This window comes from Microcoleus sp. OTE_8_concoct_300 (genome assembly GCF_031383065.1).
Lineage (GTDB): Bacteria > Cyanobacteriota > Cyanobacteriia > Cyanobacteriales > Microcoleaceae > Microcoleus.
In genome coordinates this window covers 1-18,297 of sequence record NZ_JANMZH010000095.1, presented here as the reverse complement: position 1 = coordinate 18,297, position 18,297 = coordinate 1, and the positions used below count along the sequence as shown (strand labels likewise).

Genomic DNA, 18,297 nt, shown 5'->3' with positions numbered 1-18,297 from the left:
TGCCCATCCCACAAGAAAAAATAACTCTTGTGGGATGGGCATCTTGCCCGTCCTAGTTATTTTTGCAAGAGGTCTACTATCACAAACATAGCACGACTGCGGCGCAGCTCGGTTATTTTATAAATAATGATAATCGTTATCTGAAAAATTTTTGGTTTCTGCATTTATTCGTATAATAATTTACATTTATCAACTATCCGATCGGCGAAGATGCGCGTACCATGTAAAAATTAGTAACTACAGGAGTGCAGACTATGCCTCAAGTTCTCTTCAAAGTTGACTTGACCAAACCGATGTCAGAACAGGAATTAGTCGGTCACAACCGCTGGCATCCAGATATTCCAGCAGTAGTTTCCGTCAATCCCGGCGATGTATTTCGCATCGAGTGTAAAGACTGGACAGACGGACAAATTAAAAATGACGACAGTCCCGACGACATTCGCGATGTAGACTTAACAGTAGTTCACGTTTTGAGCGGGCCAATTTATGTTAACGGCGCGCAGCCAGGGGATATTCTAGTAGTCGATATCCTCGACATCGGGGCTTTGCAAGGGGACGAATGGGGTTTTACGGGAATTTTTGCTAAAGAAAACGGCGGCGGTTTCTTGACTGAACATTTTCCGACTGCTGCTAAAGCAATCTGGGATTTTCAGGGAATTTATACCGCTTCCCGACATATACCAAAAGTGCGGTTTGCCGGGATTACTCACCCGGGTTTAATCGGCTGTGCTCCTTCTGTTGAATTGTTGAATAAATGGAACAAACGGGAAGCGGAATTAGTAGCAACAAATCCCGCTAGAGTGCCACCTTTAGCAGAACTGCCCAACTCCAAAAATGCAATTTTGGGGTCGCTGAAACAATCTGAATTCGAGCGAGTGGCGGCCGAAGCGGCGCGCACTGTTCCTCCCCGCGAACACGGCGGCAATTGCGATATTAAAAACCTGTCGCGGGGTTCGAGAATTTACTTCCCGGTTTATGTCGAAGGCGCGAAACTTTCGATGGGAGATATTCACTTTTCTCAAGGAGACGGGGAGATTTCATTCTGCGGGGCAATTGAAATGTCGGGGTACATCGACCTCCACGTTGATATTATCAAAGGCGGCATGGATAAATACGCGATGGTCAACCCGATTTTCAAACCCGGGCCGGTGGAGCCCCGCTATTCTGAGTACCTGGTTTTTGAAGGGATTTCTGTTGATGAATTTACTGGTCAGCAGTATTATATGGATGCTCACGTTGCTTATCGCCGAGCTTGTTTGAATGCGATCGAATACTTAAAAAAGTTTGGTTTTACCGGAGAACAAGCGTATTTGCTGTTAAGCTGTGCTCCGGTTGAAGGTCGCATCAGCGGCATTGTGGATATTCCCAATGCTTGCTGCACTATTGCTTTACCGACAGAAATTTTCGAGATGGATATTCTGCCATCTTAATTACAGGATTTACGCACGGACTCGCTTTTGTAGGGGGCGCCGAAGCGCACCTTACCCCCACAAATAGTGGAAAAATTTCTTTCTTGCGTAAGTTCTAAATTAGTAAGGCGGGCGCTGGGCTGGGCCTACTCATTGCATCCAAATCTACCATCAAAAATTGATATGCCTCTTTACGATTTTAAGTGTGAAACTTGCGGCATTTTTGATAAGTGGCGCCCTCTAGCAGAATCAGATACACCGATGCTTTGCCCGAGTTGCGAAACTGTTGCTAAACGCATCTTTTCGCCGCCGATGATTCTAACTGGAAAGCTGCGGTTGAAAGGTCAAGAAAATCGGGAACCGCAGGTAATTAAGCGTTCTGAGGAACCATTACCGCAGCGGAATCGGGAACACCGAGGGGGACGACCTTGGATGATCGGTCACTGATGCAATCCGACAGTCCGAGACTCCGACAGTCCGACGAACAGGCTTTCCGGCCTGTTCCACAATAAAATTCACTCTTTGTGGAACAGGCCGGAAAGCCTGTTAAGCGAGAATGGTGCAACATCTTAGTTGAAACCGACTTTTGCAATTAGACAGGGACTTAAGTCCCTGGCGGGCTAAGGAAGTATTTTGCTTTTATTTCTTTGCCAATATAACATAATCATCAACTGAATAATTTAAGTCATATTGAACCTGCTACCGTATTAAAATGGCAAAGGTTTAGGAAGGAGAAAGGCGATCGCGCTTCGAGCTTACTACTTCACTGTACAGCACTTAACAAATGTTAACAAAACAGTGGGGACTTACTCAACTTTACAATAAGTTTTTTGAAGAACCAACCAGTCAGCTCTTTAAACTCCACGCTCAACTCGATCGACAAGTAATGCCAGCTTAGGGATTTATTGACAGCGACGATATTTTAGCAAAAGTGCTAGAATTAAACCTAGAAATGGCAGAAAAAGAAAAGCGGGGAGAACTATTAGTGGGGCCTTGTGTCCCAATTTACTACAAATACTAATCGCTGTATCATAAGTTTTGTAAATCTGCGTATAATCACATAGATGGTTGATATAGATCACAAACCCTCTAGTCTAAAAACAGAGATACTAGGGTAAGCGTTGAGTTGGGAGTTGTGAGTTTTGAGTTGTGAATTAAAGATTTCAAAAGTCAAAATTAAACACTCAAAACTGCTTTCGGGCTTCATCATAAGTGGATTCTGCTTTTCTTCGCTCAATTACTTTTGATTCGTTTGGGAGGAACTTCTAATGTTATTATTTAACAACACTCAGCCCCAAGATAGCAAAGTAGAGCAATAGCACTCTGCTAAAAAAACCTTGTTACAACATTCAACTATTAATCTAAGCTGGCTAAAAGGACGATTCAACCATTTGCGGATCGGCCAAAAAATTAGCTACGGTTATGCTTTAGCTATCGGCATAGCGATTTTGGGAACTGCTGCGGGACAGAGATTGGGAGACTACTTTCGCAAGCAAGCTTTAGTTCAGGTAAATGTTGCCCAACAGCAGCAGCAACAGCTGCAAAATTTGCAAAATACCGTATTTGAAGCCCGATCGCACGCGGCGAGATTCCCGACCGTTTTGGGAAACACTGTGTGGCTGCAGTACGAACACGATAGGTTTTTCCGGCAAATCAATCAGGCGAAAATCCTGATTGCAGAAATTGAATCTTTCGCACGACAAAATCCCGATAAACTAGCAACAGAAGAGGCAGAATTTCAGGCTATATTGCATAACTCTGCCAGGGTCATTGATTACTACGGTCAGCTAATTAAATTGCAGTTAAAAGAAGCGGAAGTTTGGAATTTGCAGCCCAACAGCCTCGAGTTCGCACAGCTACAAATGTTGAGGACTAGCAGCGGCCAAGAGGCGATCGTACTAGATAACCTTGCTCAGAGTTTAACCGAGCTAATTTCTGCAGTAGAAATTCATAAGCAGCAAGGGGCCCAAGCATTAGAAGAAGCTGAAGATTTGCGTAACCGAATTATTCTCGGGAGTATGCTAATTTCAGCACTGATCGCCGTCGTACTGGCGGACAAAACCAGCCGCGCGATCGCCCAACCCATCGAAACCGTCACTAATGTCGCTCAGCAAGTCGCTCGCGAATCGAATTTTAACCTGCAAGTACCAGTCACAACCCAAGACGAAATCGGAGTTTTAGCAGTCTCTTTCAATCAATTGATTCAGCGAGTTAGCGATTATACACAAGAACTCAAACACACTCAATCCCAATTAATTCAGACCGAAAAAATGTCGTCTCTCGGTCAAATGGTTGCAGGGATAGCCCACGAAATCAACAATCCCGTCAACTTCATCAGTGGCAACATTGACTATGCCAACAAATATATCCAAGAGTTGGCAGATCTGGTAACTCTCTATCAAGAATACTATCCCAACCCACCAGATGCCATTCTAGAGCGCATCGAAGACATTGAACTCGAATTTCTCAGAGAAGATTTGCCAAAAACCCTCTCTTCGATGAAAATGGGAGCCGATCGCATTCATGAAATTGTCGTATCCATGCGCAATTTTTCGCGATCGGACGACGGAAATATGAAATCAGCCGACATTCACGAAGGAATAGACAGCACCCTCGTAATTCTCAATCACCGGCTCAAACAAGGTATTCAAGTTATTAAACAATACGGCAAGTTGCCTGAGGTTGAGTGCTCTCTAGCGCAACTAAATCAAGTATTTATGAACGTGATCGGCAATGCAATAGATGCGTTGGAGGAGGTGAAAAAGGGAGACAAAGGGTATTCGCCAACCATTTGGATTAGCACGGCAGTTACCGCAGACAATACTGTCACCGTCAAGATTCGGGATAACGGGCCGGGAATTGCAGCAGGCTGTGCCCAACAGATATTTGAGCCATTTTTTACTACAAAGTCGATCGGCAAAGGCACTGGATTAGGATTGGCTATTTCCTATCAAATCGTTGCCAAGCATCAAGGCAAAATTGAGGTAAATTCTCAAATAGGACAGGGCACGGAATTTGTGATTACTTTGCCAGTTGTGGCGTAATATCGCGCGGGCAGACTTCGTTTTTGTTTGTCTGGAGTCAAGACCGTAAAGTCTCAATTAGGGCGGGTTTACAGGATCTCTAACTTATATTACAGATCTTGTTGAACCCGCCCCTACAAACATCGGTGTTTTTTTACCGGACATGAGATGGCGATTAGACAAGGGAAAACAGCATTCTCACCTGAATTTTAATGGGGGCGGAGGGACTTGAACCCACACGACCGTTTCGGGTCAACGGATTTTAAGTCCGTAGCGTCTACCATTCCGCCACGCCCCCCTAGTGAAGCTGCTGTGGATTTGAGCCACTAACAACAACAGCCTTTTATTCTACAGCCAAAACCCCAATTTACGCAACCCCCAATCAAAAAATTCCCAAAAGTCGCGCTGCATCTCCCCAAGCGGTACAATAGTTAACCAGCTAGCGGAGCGTCTCAACCGACTTACCCGTGTTATTATTCCCCTAAAGCAAATCTATGTATATTACCTTACTGCTTTACGCCGTCTTGGCAGGAGCCTACTTCCTCGTAGTACCCGCAGCCACCTACGCTTACCTGAACAGCCGCTGGTACGTGGCCAGCTCTTTTGAGCGCGGCTTCATGTACTTCTTGATGTTCTTCTTCTTCCCAGGTATGTTTCTCCTAGCTCCGTTTTTGAATTTTCGGCCCAAACGGCGGCAGATAGAAGCCTAAATGCGACGTATTGACGTAATTGGAATCAGTATCGGCTTTTTTGTAGCAGGTGGCTTTGTCTACTTGCTACTGCAATTCGCCGGACTAGACAGTATGAATGCAGGGATTTGGAGTCAGTTGTTTTTGGTCGCCGGCTTGATTGGCTGGCTGGTGACTTATTTATTTCGAGCACTTACTCAAAATATGACCTACAGTCAGCAACTGCAAGATTACAAAGAAGCTGTCTTGCAGAAGCGGCTCGATGAGCTCACTCCCGAAGAATTAGCCAAACTTCAAGCCGAAATAGAGCAGGAAAAAGATAATTAGTTATTAGTCATTAGTCATTAAGCTGTTGTGCATTTAAATTGTATGTTGAGGGCGGGCAGGATGCCCACCCCACAAGAGGAAAAATTTATTTTACCATGCAATTTAAATGCGGATTAGCTTAGTCATTAGTTATTAGTTATTAGCAATAAACGGTAAAATAATGACTGCGGACTTAAAGCTAAGGAAGATGAATAGAGACCGCCAAGTAATGATTGCTGACCGCTGACTAATGACCGCTGACTAATGACCAATGACTAATGACCAATGACTAATGACCGCTGACTAATGACCGCTGACTAATGACCGCTGACTAATGACTAATGACCAATGACTAATGACTGATGACCAATGACTGATGACTAATAACTAATGACTATTTCTAATTGTTTTGAAACGTTGCGCAAGAGCCACCAATGTGCATTGATTCCTTTTATTACTGCTGGCGACCCAGACTTGGAGACAACGGCTAAAGCACTGCAAATTTTGGATGATAACGGTGCAGATGCGATCGAGCTTGGCGTTCCCTATTCTGACCCGCTAGCTGACGGGCCGGTGATTCAAGCGGCCGCTACTAGGGCTCTGCAGCGGGGAACGCGGTTAGATTCGGTGCTGGAAATGGTAGCGAAAGTTAGTCCGAATTTGCGATCGCCCATCATTCTCTTCACATACTACAACCCGATTTTGTACCGAGGTATAGAAACTTTTTTGCAGCAAATCAAAAGTGCCGGAGTTCAGGGATTGGTTGTACCAGACTTGCCCTTAGAAGAAGCCGACAGTCTCATCCAACCTGCCAACAAATTAGGGATTGAACTAACATTATTAGTGGCTCCGACAAGTCCCAAAAGTCGCATAGAAGCTATCGCTCGGGAGTCTCAAGGATTTATTTACTTGGTCAGCGTGACGGGGGTTACGGGAGTGCGCGAAGGCTTAGAAACACGAGCAAAAGAGTTGCTGCAAGAACTCCGCAGCATCACAGACAAACCCATTGGCGTCGGGTTTGGTATATCGAAACCCGAACACGCTCGCCAAGTGAAAGAATGGGGTGCAGACGCTGCGATTGTTGGCAGTGCTTTTGTCAAACGTTTGGCCCAAGGAACTCCAGAACAGGGTTTAGAGGCGATAGGCGAATTCTGCAAGAGTCTAAAAACAGCGATTCAAAATGTTTAGCAACTGTGCAGATACTTTCAGCCATTAGACAGATGTGTGCGATCGAGATATGTCGCCACAATTGCGATTAAAGACCTTGTTGTACTTGAGATCATACATCCACTGCCTTCTGGTTCCTGACCGGAAGGTTTTTTTTGATCTTAAAATGCAAAACATTTCAACATCGTGCGCGCACAGAGAACCAAAGGCGCAGCAAAGTAGGGCAACGGCATTGCCTTTCATCGTGTCAACTTAAGGTTAAATGTAGGAGCAGTATACTGTTTAATGATTATGCCCGCCGCTCCCCCCTGATTCTTGCCCCCTACTCCCCCTTATTAAAGGGAGTAGGGGGTAGGACATGAGTGTTCTTTCGTCCGCCTTCTTAAGGAGGATTTAGGGGGATCTAGACTCGGTTATAAACGATAGATACAAAGGTTTTTAGGCGATTGTGGACACGATGAAAGGCATTGCCTTGTCCGGCGCGGGGTGTGGCGACTTTTAATAATTGCTAGAAGATGGAGGATTGTCGATTCCTTCTTCCTTTTTCCTTCTTCCTTTTTCCTTCTTCCTTCCGCTATAACTTGAGGAATGTAACTTGGGATAGATGAAAAGCTCCTGTTTCTATTCGTATACTTAAAAAAGTGTTTAAGTGGCTAATTTTGTAATGGTAGCCATCTACAAAGCCACCAGGCATTTGAGCATATCACAATAGAAAGGAGCATTTTTATGAAGAGACTAACTGCATTTCTGAAAAAAATTCGAGCTGTACAAATTTTAACAGTGTTTCTGGCTGGCATTTTAGTATTAGTGAGTACGGCCTGCAGCCGCCCTGATGTGACGGCAGGACAAACAGATGTGACGGCAGGAAAAACAGATGTGATGGCCGCAAAAACTGCCGACCAAATTAGAGAAGAAGTGCCTTCAGGGGCTGTAACTTCCGAATACAAAGGTGGCATGAACGACTACAGCGATGTCGATCCCAGAAACAAAAAGGTTACAGCAGCAGAAGCAAAAGCTCAGCTTCTCAAAGAGCAAGCGCAGCACCGCATCGATACCAAATCTAGCAACAATGTAGGCGAAAACGTGCGGCGGGTAGCGGACGACGCGCCTGACAAACTCAACCAAGTTGGTGAAAAGGTGAAGGACGATGCTCGCACGGCTCAGAGCAAAGCTGAGGACTTTGGCGACAAAACCAAACAAGGCTTTGCTAATCTTAAAGAAAACACTCGCGAAGGCTTGAAGGGAGCAAAAAATATTGTTAAAGAAGCCACCGAGGGAGCAAAAGAAAGAGTATCAGAGGGTACTGAGTCTCTGAGATATAATACCAGCGGCGGCCAAGAAAATATCAATGATGCAGCGCGAGATGCAAGATAGAACGCTGAAGATGCCTCGGACAATATTTGCTAGAAAGTGAATCGAGATCTTGACACAACTCAACGAGCGCCAGAAAGAGCGACAGACGCGATCGACTAACCTCAAATAACGCTGTTTCTTTCTCTGGAAGCTACATTCGGACAGGGGTTAAAACCCCTGTCGGAACGTAGCTAAAGTCCTCTCAAGACGACTGCATATTACTGCATATTACTATTTGATTGGGTTTTAACCCCGGCGAGGGCTATTAGCCCGGAAGTAGAGTCCAGGGCGGGTTTCAGCAGAAGAAGACGACCCTGTGCTTTTCTAGGGGGGACGGGAGAGCTACTCATTTCAGGACGGATTCTTTATTATTTATAAACATTATATTTTGAGTTCTTAAGGTAAAAATTTTTCCATATAGTAGCCTCCATTGGGGCGATCGACCTATATTAAATTTAATTTATTACAGATTGTATTTTTCGAGACAGCATACTGTCGTGTTCCTACTGTATTTCGCCTTTATTTAACCGCATTTGAGATTAACCGCAGAAATTTTTACGTAAGTAAAAGGCTTTAATCCCGATCGCCAAAGTATAAAATGTTGTTTATTAACAGATAATAGAAATTAGCGATCGAGAAATTGAAAATTATGCAGTTTATGCCCTAAGATAGATACACTAAGTTTTGTCAAGTTAATGTCGGAGTTGAGGTCAGCCGATATGAACGCAACAGTAGATGTAGTAGATTTGACTGCGCTAAGGCCTGAATCTCGCCCGATCGCGCAATTGTACACCGATTCTGGAACGGCTGTCGATCGGGGCGCGGGCCATCTTGAGCAGCAACCCGGCTTTAGCAAACTCTTGCAGTTTCGCAACAGGGCGCGACGGTCAAAAATCTCGATATTCCGGACACAACTGCTGGGCGCAGTATAAAACCCTAGGCCCGCCGTTACGTCATTGTCGTGGAAAATTTCCGCGACGCGGTAATCCGAGAATACGATCGAGTAAAGCAGCCGTCGTTAATTGCATCGCTGGAAATAGTCCTCAAGCCAACAGACATTCTCGACGAAATCGAACAAAGCCCAGTTATTGACAAATATATGAAACTTCCTAATATCTTTATTAATCTTGACTGTTATCGACCAGATTTAGGGGGATAAAATCGAGCAGAAATAGGCGACGGATTCGGGAGATATTCGAGCCGTAATCCCAAGCCAATCGACAGGGTAAATGTATGTAAACCTTATCTGGGGAATTGTAGATCGATGCTAGTAACGATGATGCACGACTTTTACGATGCGCTGGCATATTTGGCAATCTATGCAAGTGCGGCACCGACGGAGCGCCAACAAATCCTTAAGCGCGTTGGGGCTAGTCAGAAAAAACTCAAAGCATTGGCGCACCATACCCCGCTCAATTACCAACACAAGTTCGATCTGGTTGAGGCAGAATGGCTCCGCGTTTTGGGGCAGACAGCAGAAGCCATGGAAATGTACGATCGAGCTATTACCGGAGCTAAAGCTAACGAATATTGGAATGAAGAAGCTCTTGCTTGCGAACTCGCTGCTAAGTTTTACCTCTCATTGGGAAGAGAAAAAATTGCGCGAGTCTACATGATAGATGCCTATGATTGCTATGTCCGCTGGGGAGATAGAGCCAAAATTGACCACTTAGAAAAACGCTATCCTCAATTGTTGGAATCGATTTTGGAGCCAGCAAAACTCGCTGCAAATCCCTTAGCAACTTTCGCAACACCTGCCAAGCACAATCAATCCCTCAACCCATCCATTCCTCCGTCTGTGTCGGCGAGCGTCTCAGATTTCGGGAATTTTTCAACTCTGCTAAAAGCTTGTCAAGCACTCTCTAGTGAAAGAGAGCTCGATCGACTGATTTCCAAACTGATGCAACTGGCGATGAAAAATACAGCAGCTGACAAAGCAGCGCTGATTTTGCCAAACGGCAATCAATGGGAAGTCGCTGCTACAAGCGTGATCGACAATTCTGGAGTCGAGCGGGCGATCGACTTATCCTCCGCAACACTCGATGAAAACAGCGAGATTTTGCCCCTCAAAATTGTTGAATGCGTTAAAAACTTGTTGAAACCTGTAATTGTTCGGGACATCGCTCAAAAAGATGATTGGCATTCCGACTCCTACATCCTCAAATACGAACCGCAGAGCGTGTTGTGTTGGCCGGTTCTTGATGGAGGCAACTTAGTCGGCATTTTGTATCTGGAAAATCGCTTAACCGCAAGAGTTTTTACCCGCGAGCGCCTGCAACTTCTCAATCTCCTGTGTTCCCAGGCAGCCATCTGTTTGCAAAATGCTCTGCTCTATAAAAAATATCAGGATTACAACCAACAATTAGAACGATCGCTAGTAAAAATTAGCCGAACCGAAGCTCAGCTTGCCGAGCAGAAACAAATGCTGCAAGCGATTCTTGATGTCGCTCCGATTTGGATTTGGATGATTAATCCCAGGGGTAAAGTACAGTTTGTAAACAAGACCTTTTGTCAAGATGTGGGCGTGCCTCTGAGCGCTTTCCTAGCTGTCGAGCATTACAAAGATATACTGGGAGAGGAGGCAGCGGGCTGTCTCGTTTCAGATGCCGCCTGCCTTGCCCAAGATTTGCCACATTACTCTAGCGAAATTCTCAGATTTGTTGACGGCAAACAACACTATTTAGAAATTACGAAAGTGCAGTTAAAAAATTCTCAGGGCGAGACGATCGGGATTATTGGTTTGGGTGTTGATGCCACCGATCGCAAGCAAGCAGCGCAACTTTTGCAAGAGCAAAATCAACAGCTCGAACAAACTTTAAAAGATTTACAGCAAGCGCAACTGCAAATCGTGCAAAGCGAGAAAATGTCGGCTTTGGGTAATTTAGTCGCCGGAGTCGCCCACGAAATCAACAATCCGATTGGGTTTATTTCTGGCAATTTAAGCGAAGCTAAAAGGAGTTTGGAAGATGTTATAGAACACTTAGAATTCTATCGCTCGGATGCACCGAAATCGGAAATAGCCGACCACGCCCAAGAGATAGACCTCGATTATCTCTTGGAAGATTTACCGAAGATGATTGATTCAATGGAAGTCGGGTGCGATCGCATTTGCAGCATCAGCACGAGTCTGCGTACCTTCTCCCGAGGCGACAAAGACTACAAAGTTCCTTTTAATATTCACGAAGGCATTGATAGCGCTATTTTAATTTTGAAACACCGCCTCAAGGCAAACGACCACCGTCCGCAGATCGAAGTGATGGCTAAATACGGCAATCTACCTAAAATCGAGTGTTTTCCCGGTCAATTAAATCAAGTTTTCATGAATTTGTTTGCCAATGCGATCGATGCCTTAGAAGAGTCAAATGTAGGACGCACTTTTAACGAAATTGCCGCCAATCCCAACCGCATCACGATTTGCACTGAGGTACTCGAAGGGCATATTAAAATTAAAATTGCTGATAACGGTACCGGGATGAAAGACGAAGTGAAAGAGCACATATTCGACCATTTGTTCACGACGAAAGGTGTCGGAAAAGGAACTGGATTGGGGTTGGCAATTGTCCATCAGATTGCGGTAGAAAAACATGGGGGAAGCATTGAGGTGAATGCTGAGCCAGGTATGGGCACTGAGTTTGTGATTGTTTTGCCTGTGAAGGGATAAATTTTAATGAAAATTAAATGGTTTTTGGGCGATCGGGTAATAACAGATACTGACTTTGATTCCGGCCTTTTTTTGAAAGCCGGGCCATAACTATTTTAAAGTAGCATCATTTTTTTGATCGAGCAGTTGTTCAATAAAATCAATTTTTCCTACCAACTTTGAGGAAAATCCGCCATCGGTAGAAAGGGAAGCTAGACTTTTTACTTCTCCCTAGGGAATGGGGTAGTTTTTAAACGACGCCTTGAGCTACCTTAAAATGTTATGAGTTGCTCGCCCTCATAAAAGAGGATTGGTGTGTGCGAGCCCAAAACGCTAATCAACTTTACTGATGGTACCTCATGCGGTAGATAACCGCTATATTGGCTCAAGTGATGTACCTGATAGAGGAAGTAAAGGCGATGAAACTGCAAACCATTGGATCGACGGCACTCCTCTCACTTCTAGCCGCGCTGAGTGGCGGCGATTTTCTCTTCATCCCTAGTGCTCAAGCCAAAATCCCTCCTCCTCAAGTGTTGGCTCAGAACCCTGCGGACCGGCAAGTCGAAGCATACAGGCTGTTGAACCAAGGCATTCAGCAGGCTCAGATGAGTCAATTTGAAGCTGCCCTACAGTATTGGCAACAGGCGCTGATCATTTATCGGGAAATTAAAGATCGGCAAGGCGAGGGAGCAGCTTTGGGAAATTTGGGAATTGCTTACAAGGAACTTGGCGACTACGCCAAAGCCATTGAGTACACTCAACAGGTTTTGGTGATCGCCCGCGAAATTAAAGACCGCCGAAACGAGGGAGTAGCTTTGGGAAATTTGGGACTTGATTACATAGACCTCGGCGACCACGCCAAAGCCATTGAGTACCAGCAGCAGTCGTTAGCGATCGCCCGCGAAATTAAAGACCGCCAAAGTGAGGGAACAGCTTTGGGAAATTTGGGACTTGCTTACATGAACCTCCCCGACTACGCCAAAGCCATTGAGTACACTCAGCAGAAGTTAGCGATCGCCCGCGAAATTAAAGACCGCCAAAGTGAGGGGAAAGCTTTGGGCAATTTGGGAGTTACTTATTATTCCCTGGGCGACTACGCCAAAGCCATTGAGTATGCTCAACAACTGTTGGCGATCGCCCGCGAAATTAAAGACCGCGAAAGTGAGGCAGCAGCTTTGGGCAATTTGGGAAATGCTTACGAGTCCCTTGGCGACTACGCCAAAGCCATTGAGTACACTCAACAGGTTTTGCTGATCGCCCGCGAAATTAAAGACCGCCAAAGTGAGGAACAGGCTTTGGGAAATTTGGGACTTGCTTACCTTTCCCTCGGCGACTACACCAAAGCCATTGAGTACCAGCAGCAGTTCTTGGCGATCGCCCGCGAAATTAAAGACCGCCAAAGTGAGGGAACTGCACTCAATAATTTAGGCTTGGCACTCTACCGACAAGGCAATCTCTCAGCAGCCGAGAAAACTCTACTGGATAGCATCAAAGTTTCAGAATCTCTCCGAGCCGGGTTAGACGATGCCAAGAAAGTGTCAATCTTTGACACGCAAACTAGCCCATATCTCAACTTACAAAAAGTCCTCATTGCCCAGGAGAAAAACAATGAAGCCCTGGAAATTGCCGAGCGGGGAAGAGCCAGAGCTTTTGTAGAGTTATTAGCTGGTCGCCTCGCCCCCTCAGCCTCTACTCAACTCACCATCAACCCGCCCAACATCCAGCAAATACAACAAATTGCTAAAGAACAAAACGCCACCCTCGTCGAGTATTCAACGATCTGGAATGAAGCCCTCTATATTTGGGTAATCAAGCCGACTGGTGAAATTACTTTTCGCTCCGTTGACTTGAAATCTCTCAATATTAATCTAGGACAAGCTACGGAACGCACGAGAGTTTCTGCTGCTACTGGCAGAGGATTGAACGAACAAGATACCGCCTTTGCAGAAATGATTCGCGGCACTCGCGATGCTTTGGGCACATCAGAAAATAATCTATCCAATCAACAAGCAACAAATCGCCCAAACTCTACCCCTGCTAATTCCCAAACCGCCAACCCAAAATTACAACAACTTTATCAATTACTAATTGAACCGATCGCTGACCTTTTACCAACCGATCCCAACGATCACGTTATCTTCATTCCGCATAAATCTCTCTTTTTAGTTCCTTTTGCTACCCTACAAAATGCTCAAGGTCAATATCTCGTTGAAAAACATACCATCATCATTGCTCCCGCTATTCAAATCTTGCAACTCACCCACCAATCTCGACAAAAAAACAGACAAACTGCTTCCCAAAAGATTCTCGTTGTCGGCAATCCCACCATGCCCAAAATCGGCAACCCCCCGCGGCAATTACTACCACTCCCAGCCAGCGAACAGGAAGCCCAAATCATTGCCCAACTTCTCAACACTCAAGCAATTATCGGCCCTCAAGCCACGAAAGTATCCATTGTTAAACAAATGTTAAATGCTCGGATTATTCATTTAGCGACTCACGGTTTCTTCAATGAAGTAAAAAGCCGAGATATGCCAGGATCAATTGCCCTTGCTCCCTCGGGAAATGATGACGGCTTCCTCACTTCCAGCGAAATCTTAGATTTAAAATTAAATGCTGAATTAGTTGTTTTAAGCGCTTGCAATACAGGTAGAGGAAGATTAACGGGTGATGGTGTAATTGGCTTATCTCGCGCATTAATTACTGCGGGCGTTCCCACTATCCTCACGTCTCTGTGGTCTGTTCCCGACGCTCCCACTGCTGAATTAATGGCAGAATTCTATCGTCAGTTGCAGCAAAATCCCAATAAAGCTCAAGCCTTGCGACAAGCAATGCTAATCATGATGAAAAAGCATCCCGAACCCAGAGATTGGGGTGCATTTACCCTGATTGGTGAAGCAGAGTAATAGCTTTTAGGAGTTACGTAACTGGCACATCGAGTAGGCGGTAAGGTAAATCCTTTCTGTTTTTGAAAGCCTGGGCCTAACTCTTTTAAAGTAGTTCTGCACGCACACTGACTGATGAAACCCGGTTTATTCCTATATTTCTCGTTACTAGACGCAAAATTTCGTAGAAACCGGGAATAAGCGCCGATACGGGAACCCTGAAAGTGTCCGAAGTGTTGTTATATAGCAATCCTAAAGGAGTCATAAATTTTTTACCCCACCCCAACCCTCCCCGAAGCTGCGGGGAGGGAGTAAGAAATTCACAAATGATTTATGATTGTTATAGTTAAACTTAAAGGTTTTTTGGGCGATCGCGCGATAGTAAGTAGGTTATTACTGAGATGTTGCACCATTCTCAATAAGCTTTTTATGAACAGGCAAGATGCCTGTTCCACAAAGAGTGAATTTTCTTGTGGAACAGGCATCTTGCCTGTTCTTGAGCATGGTGCAAGATGTGAGTTTTTACAAATAAATATTACATAGGAAGAGAGGGCGGGTTTATAAATATTGTAGATGTGAATGAAAGATTCTTCGTAAAACCCGCCCCTACAAATATGGCGGGTAATTTACCCAACACCATCTAATTTAATCACTCGGTAAACTCAATTTTAATACCTGTCCCACAGATACCTCGTGCTTGTGCGTCGCTACTACCACCGCACCTTCTAATCGCGGATCGTAACATCCAACCCACGCCGCAGGATGACATTCGTGCACTAAATACCCGTACAACCAAATTGCTCCTCTACCTTCAATGACAACTCCTTGACTGAATTGAACATCTTGAGGAAGTTTCAAACCTTGTAAATCATCGGGTGTGATGATACCGTCTTGAGTTGTAATTCGCAAGCGCAAATGTTGGTAAGCTAAACCGTCTTGAGTTTGATTGGGGATTATTTTTAATTCAATAGGGTTCATGGGATACACAAATGTTGAATGCTGCGATAAAATCATATACCTTTTAGGGTAAATTGGGAATCCGATCGCCAACTTTGAGTCCCAATTGGGCCGCCCTTCCGCCTCTGAGTTCAATAACTCCGTCAACGGGAACATCCGGGCCGTAGTTGGGGCAGGTTTCGCTCAAACACGGCGGTACGTTAGGAATTATTGCCTGCACTACGCCTTCCCGCAGAAAAACCATATCGAGCTCAATCAACACGTTTTTCATCCAAAAACGCACGTTTCGCGGGGGTTCGATCGGGAAAAACATTCCCCTGTCATCGGGTAATTCTGTCCGAAACATTAAACCTGTGGCTTGTTCTTGGGGTGTTTTCGCCACTTCCAGTCCGATCGCGCGATCGCCTAGGATCGTGTTAACAGAAATCGGCAAAAGCTGACCCATATCTATTCCGCCCAACAGCGACATAAAGTTGGATTCAGTCAGATTATGGTTTCCCGCAACAACTCCTAAATATTTGCCAGAATTTTTATCTTTCATAACAGTTTGATTATCGGCAACAGAAAGCTCTAAATCGCTAAACTTCATGCCTTCTGTCAAGACAATTTTATCATTGCCGTTGCCAAAATCTGTAATTATATCGGCTTCAGTAATAGTAGATGCGGTCGAGGTTCTTTCAATTATAAATAAATCCTCCCCCGCGCCTCCTGTCAAGATATCCTTGCCTTCGCCGCCTATTAGCAAATCGTGACCCCGATCGCCAAAAATCCCATCTTCACCTTGTCCTCCATAGATTGTATCGCTTCCTTGCCCGCCAGAGAGCGTATCAGCGCCTTCATCTCCGGCGAGCAAGTCATTTTCCCGATCGCCAAAAATCCGGTCATTTCCCCCCAAACCTTGAATAGTGTCATTACCCGCAAACCCTCTCATCGTATCGTTGCTGAGAGTTCCCAGGAGAAAATCGAAGCCGAAAGTACCGTCGATGTTAACCATTTTGCGTTTAATAAAAGGAAACTTTGGCGATCGGCATCCGCCAACCGGTACCAAAAGCTCGATCGCTAATTTTCAAACCCGGGGCTGCTTGCCGCCGTTTAAACTCTGCTTGCGTCACTAATTTTACTACACGTTTAACCACCGCTTCATCGTGTCCCGCTGCGATAATTTGTTGGGCAGATTCATGATGTTCTATAAACCGCTGCAAGATGTCATCCAAAACATCGTAAGCAGGCAAAGAATCTTGGTCAACTTGCCCAGGTTTCAGTTCAGCACTCGGCGCTTTATTAATAATATTAACCGGAATAAGTTCTTTTCCCAAAATAGCCTCATCTTTCCCCTGCTCGAACTCAGAATTAAGCCACCGACACAGCGAATAAACGCGAGTTTTCGGCACATCAGAAATCACCGCCAATCCCCCATTCATATCGCCGTAGAGAGTGCAGTAACCCACCGACATTTCCGACTTATTGCCAGTCGAAAGCAGCAAATGTCCGAACTTATTAGAAATTGCCATCAACAGATTGCCTCGAATCCGGGATTGAATATTTTCCTCAGCAATCCCGAAAGTTGTATTGACAAACAAATCGGCGAGAGTGCGATCGTAAGTTTTCATCAAATCGCCGATCGGCAATAGTTCGATCGCAATACCGAGATTTCGGGCTAATTCCAAAGCATCATTAACCGAATGATCCGAACTGTAAGGAGAAGGCATCAACACCCCTAGAACATTTTCCGGCCCGATCGCGCAACTGGCGATCGCAGCCACCAAAGCCGAATCTATCCCGCCGCTCAAACCGAGTACAACCTTAGAAAAACAGCACTTGCGGACATAATCTCGCACTCCCAAAACCAAAGCCGCCCAAATTTCTGCATTTCCGACCGCCGGATAAAAACTCAACGGCGCCGCCTCAATTCCTGCTGCACTTTGCTGATTGCTGCCAACTAAATCTTGTTTAGCTGCGTCATATTCCAGCACCGCAAAATCAGTTTCAAAAGAAGCTAATACCTCAATCAAATCACCCTTTCGATTCACAGCAAAACTGCTGCCGTCAAAAATAATATCGTCATTTCCCCCTATCTGATTAGCGTAAATAATCGGTATCCCGCAGCGGATGACGCTGTGCTGCAACATAGCCGATCGCACTCCCCGCTTTCCCGCAGAATAAGGCGATGCCGACAAATTTACCACTAAATCTACGCCCAATTTTGCCAAATCGGAAACGGGATCGCCTGGGTAACTGCGTTTACCCCAAAACTCCTCATTGTTCCACAAATCTTCACAAATTGTCACGCCGATTTTGAGTTCGCCAATAGTAAAATAATTGCTGTTTTCTCCCGGTTCAAAATATCTGTCTTCATCAAATACATCATAAGTAGGCAACAAGCGTTTATGAAAAACTTTTTTGACGGCGCCATTTTGCAACAAAACAGCGCTGTTAAACAATGATTTTCCGCCGAGTTGAACAGCATTAGCATTAGGTACGACAGTGCCGGCTATGACTGCCAAATTCGGCGGCAAAGCTTGCGCCAGTTGCTGCAACTGTGCGCCTGCGGCTGCAATGAAACTGGGATTCATCAACAAATCGCGCGGCGGATAACCGATCAGGGAAAGTTCCGGTGTTAGCAATAAGTTGGCGCCTTCAACCTCCGCTTTTTTCGCAGCCTCGAGAATTAGGTGGGAGTTGCCAAAGATATCACCAATAGTAGGATTGAGTTGTGCGATCGTAATTTTCATAGAAAATCCTCGTTGGAAACCCTGCATCTTTAGACCTGGGAGGAAAACTGATAGGCAGGATTTATCCTGCCATTTCGCTGTATATTTATAACAGTAGCGAAAAGATTGTTATGTACCTGACCCAAAAGAACCAAGT

14 protein-coding genes and 1 tRNA gene are annotated in these 18,297 nt (G+C 45.2%); 11 read left to right on the top strand and 4 right to left on the bottom strand.

Translation table 11 applies throughout. The features are described 5' to 3' along the window. The first annotated feature begins 254 nt into the window (after positions 1 to 254). The 3 genes from fmdA to ACUVJL_RS04545 all read left to right on the top strand — a co-directional run bounded on the left by fmdA (position 255) and on the right by ACUVJL_RS04545 (position 4,453). Positions 255 to 1,430, top strand: coding sequence for a formamidase (gene fmdA, locus ACUVJL_RS04555; protein ID WP_445244765.1), 1,176 nt, complete (start codon positions 255 to 257; stop codon positions 1,428 to 1,430). Positions 1,431 to 1,592: 162 nt separating this feature from the next. After that, the gene (locus ACUVJL_RS04550; protein ID WP_445244764.1) at positions 1,593 to 1,856 is read left to right on the top strand and encodes an FmdB family zinc ribbon protein; all 264 of its coding nucleotides are present in this window, start codon (positions 1,593 to 1,595) and stop codon (positions 1,854 to 1,856) included. Positions 1,857 to 2,746: 890 nt separating this feature from the next. Continuing rightward, a complete protein-coding gene (locus ACUVJL_RS04545) occupies positions 2,747 to 4,453 on the top strand; it encodes a sensor histidine kinase (protein ID WP_445244763.1) in 1,707 nt (568 codons plus the stop codon). Between the two features lie 192 nt (positions 4,454 to 4,645). On the opposite strand, the gene ACUVJL_RS04540 is transcribed toward ACUVJL_RS04545, so the two are convergent. Further along, positions 4,646 to 4,730: transfer RNA gene (locus tag ACUVJL_RS04540), tRNA-Leu, on the bottom strand. A 196-nt stretch (positions 4,731 to 4,926) separates the two neighbouring features. Here ACUVJL_RS04540 and ndhL point away from each other — a divergent pair. From ndhL to ACUVJL_RS04500, 8 genes are all read left to right on the top strand, one after another. Then, positions 4,927 to 5,142 (top strand): NAD(P)H-quinone oxidoreductase subunit L, encoded by a 216-nt coding sequence (gene ndhL / locus ACUVJL_RS04535; protein ID WP_333441590.1) that lies wholly within the window; start codon positions 4,927 to 4,929, stop codon positions 5,140 to 5,142. Beyond that, the gene (locus ACUVJL_RS04530; RefSeq protein WP_445244762.1) at positions 5,143 to 5,448 is read left to right on the top strand and encodes a DUF3007 family protein; all 306 of its coding nucleotides are present in this window, start codon (positions 5,143 to 5,145) and stop codon (positions 5,446 to 5,448) included. Between the two features lie 369 nt (positions 5,449 to 5,817). Next, entirely contained in the window at positions 5,818 to 6,615 is a 798-nt protein-coding gene (gene trpA / locus ACUVJL_RS04525) for a tryptophan synthase subunit alpha (RefSeq protein ID WP_445244761.1), read from the top strand. A gap of 705 nt (positions 6,616 to 7,320) precedes the next feature. Beyond that, on the top strand, positions 7,321 to 7,968 hold the full coding sequence (locus ACUVJL_RS04520; protein ID WP_445244760.1) for a DUF6658 family protein: 648 nt from the start codon (positions 7,321 to 7,323) through the stop codon (positions 7,966 to 7,968). A gap of 698 nt (positions 7,969 to 8,666) precedes the next feature. After that, on the top strand, positions 8,667 to 8,879 hold the full coding sequence (locus ACUVJL_RS04515; protein ID WP_445244759.1) for a hypothetical protein: 213 nt from the start codon (positions 8,667 to 8,669) through the stop codon (positions 8,877 to 8,879). A 29-nt stretch (positions 8,880 to 8,908) separates the two neighbouring features. Beyond that, positions 8,909 to 9,106 (top strand): hypothetical protein, encoded by a 198-nt coding sequence (locus ACUVJL_RS04510; protein ID WP_445244758.1) that lies wholly within the window; start codon positions 8,909 to 8,911, stop codon positions 9,104 to 9,106. A 105-nt stretch (positions 9,107 to 9,211) separates the two neighbouring features. Further along, complete coding sequence (locus tag ACUVJL_RS04505) at positions 9,212 to 11,608, top strand: ATP-binding protein (RefSeq protein ID WP_445244757.1); 2,397 nt, start codon at positions 9,212 to 9,214, stop codon at positions 11,606 to 11,608. Between the two features lie 398 nt (positions 11,609 to 12,006). Beyond that, a complete protein-coding gene (locus ACUVJL_RS04500; protein WP_445244756.1) occupies positions 12,007 to 14,493 on the top strand; it encodes a CHAT domain-containing protein in 2,487 nt (828 codons plus the stop codon). Between the two features lie 624 nt (positions 14,494 to 15,117). Here ACUVJL_RS04500 and crn3 read toward each other — a convergent pair. Genes crn3 through ACUVJL_RS04485 form a run of 3 tightly spaced genes read right to left on the bottom strand, consistent with a single transcriptional unit; the run spans position 15,118 to position 18,161 of the window. After that, positions 15,118 to 15,450 (bottom strand): CRISPR-associated ring nuclease Crn3/Csx3, encoded by a 333-nt coding sequence (gene crn3 / locus ACUVJL_RS04495; protein ID WP_333158433.1) that lies wholly within the window; start codon positions 15,448 to 15,450, stop codon positions 15,118 to 15,120. A 43-nt stretch (positions 15,451 to 15,493) separates the two neighbouring features. After that, the gene (locus tag ACUVJL_RS04490) at positions 15,494 to 16,423 is read right to left on the bottom strand and encodes a DUF192 domain-containing protein (protein ID WP_445244755.1); all 930 of its coding nucleotides are present in this window, start codon (positions 16,421 to 16,423) and stop codon (positions 15,494 to 15,496) included. A gap of 7 nt (positions 16,424 to 16,430) precedes the next feature. Further along, the gene (locus tag ACUVJL_RS04485; RefSeq protein ID WP_445244754.1) at positions 16,431 to 18,161 is read right to left on the bottom strand and encodes an NAD+ synthase; all 1,731 of its coding nucleotides are present in this window, start codon (positions 18,159 to 18,161) and stop codon (positions 16,431 to 16,433) included. Positions 18,162 to 18,297: the final 136 nt, after the last annotated feature.

Bases quoted from the DNA above. Each gene is read 5' to 3' on its own strand.
- ACUVJL_RS04520 (WP_445244760.1), top strand. From the start codon at position 7,321: ATGAAGAGACTAACTGCATTTCTGAAAAAAATTCGAGCTGTACAAATT.
- ACUVJL_RS04530 (WP_445244762.1), top strand. From the start codon at position 5,143: ATGCGACGTATTGACGTAATTGGAATCAGTATCGGCTTTTTTGTAGCA.
- ACUVJL_RS04550 (WP_445244764.1), top strand. From the start codon at position 1,593: ATGCCTCTTTACGATTTTAAGTGTGAAACTTGCGGCATTTTTGATAAG.
- ACUVJL_RS04505 (WP_445244757.1), top strand. From the start codon at position 9,212: ATGCTAGTAACGATGATGCACGACTTTTACGATGCGCTGGCATATTTG.
- ndhL (WP_333441590.1), top strand. From the start codon at position 4,927: ATGTATATTACCTTACTGCTTTACGCCGTCTTGGCAGGAGCCTACTTC.
- ACUVJL_RS04485 (WP_445244754.1), bottom strand. From the start codon at position 18,161: ATGAAAATTACGATCGCACAACTCAATCCTACTATTGGTGATATCTTT.
- ACUVJL_RS04515 (WP_445244759.1), top strand. From the start codon at position 8,667: ATGAACGCAACAGTAGATGTAGTAGATTTGACTGCGCTAAGGCCTGAA.
- ACUVJL_RS04500 (WP_445244756.1), top strand. From the start codon at position 12,007: ATGAAACTGCAAACCATTGGATCGACGGCACTCCTCTCACTTCTAGCC.
- fmdA (WP_445244765.1), top strand. From the start codon at position 255: ATGCCTCAAGTTCTCTTCAAAGTTGACTTGACCAAACCGATGTCAGAA.
- crn3 (WP_333158433.1), bottom strand. From the start codon at position 15,450: ATGAACCCTATTGAATTAAAAATAATCCCCAATCAAACTCAAGACGGT.
- trpA (WP_445244761.1), top strand. From the start codon at position 5,818: ATGACTATTTCTAATTGTTTTGAAACGTTGCGCAAGAGCCACCAATGT.
- ACUVJL_RS04490 (WP_445244755.1), bottom strand. From the start codon at position 16,423: ATGGTTAACATCGACGGTACTTTCGGCTTCGATTTTCTCCTGGGAACT.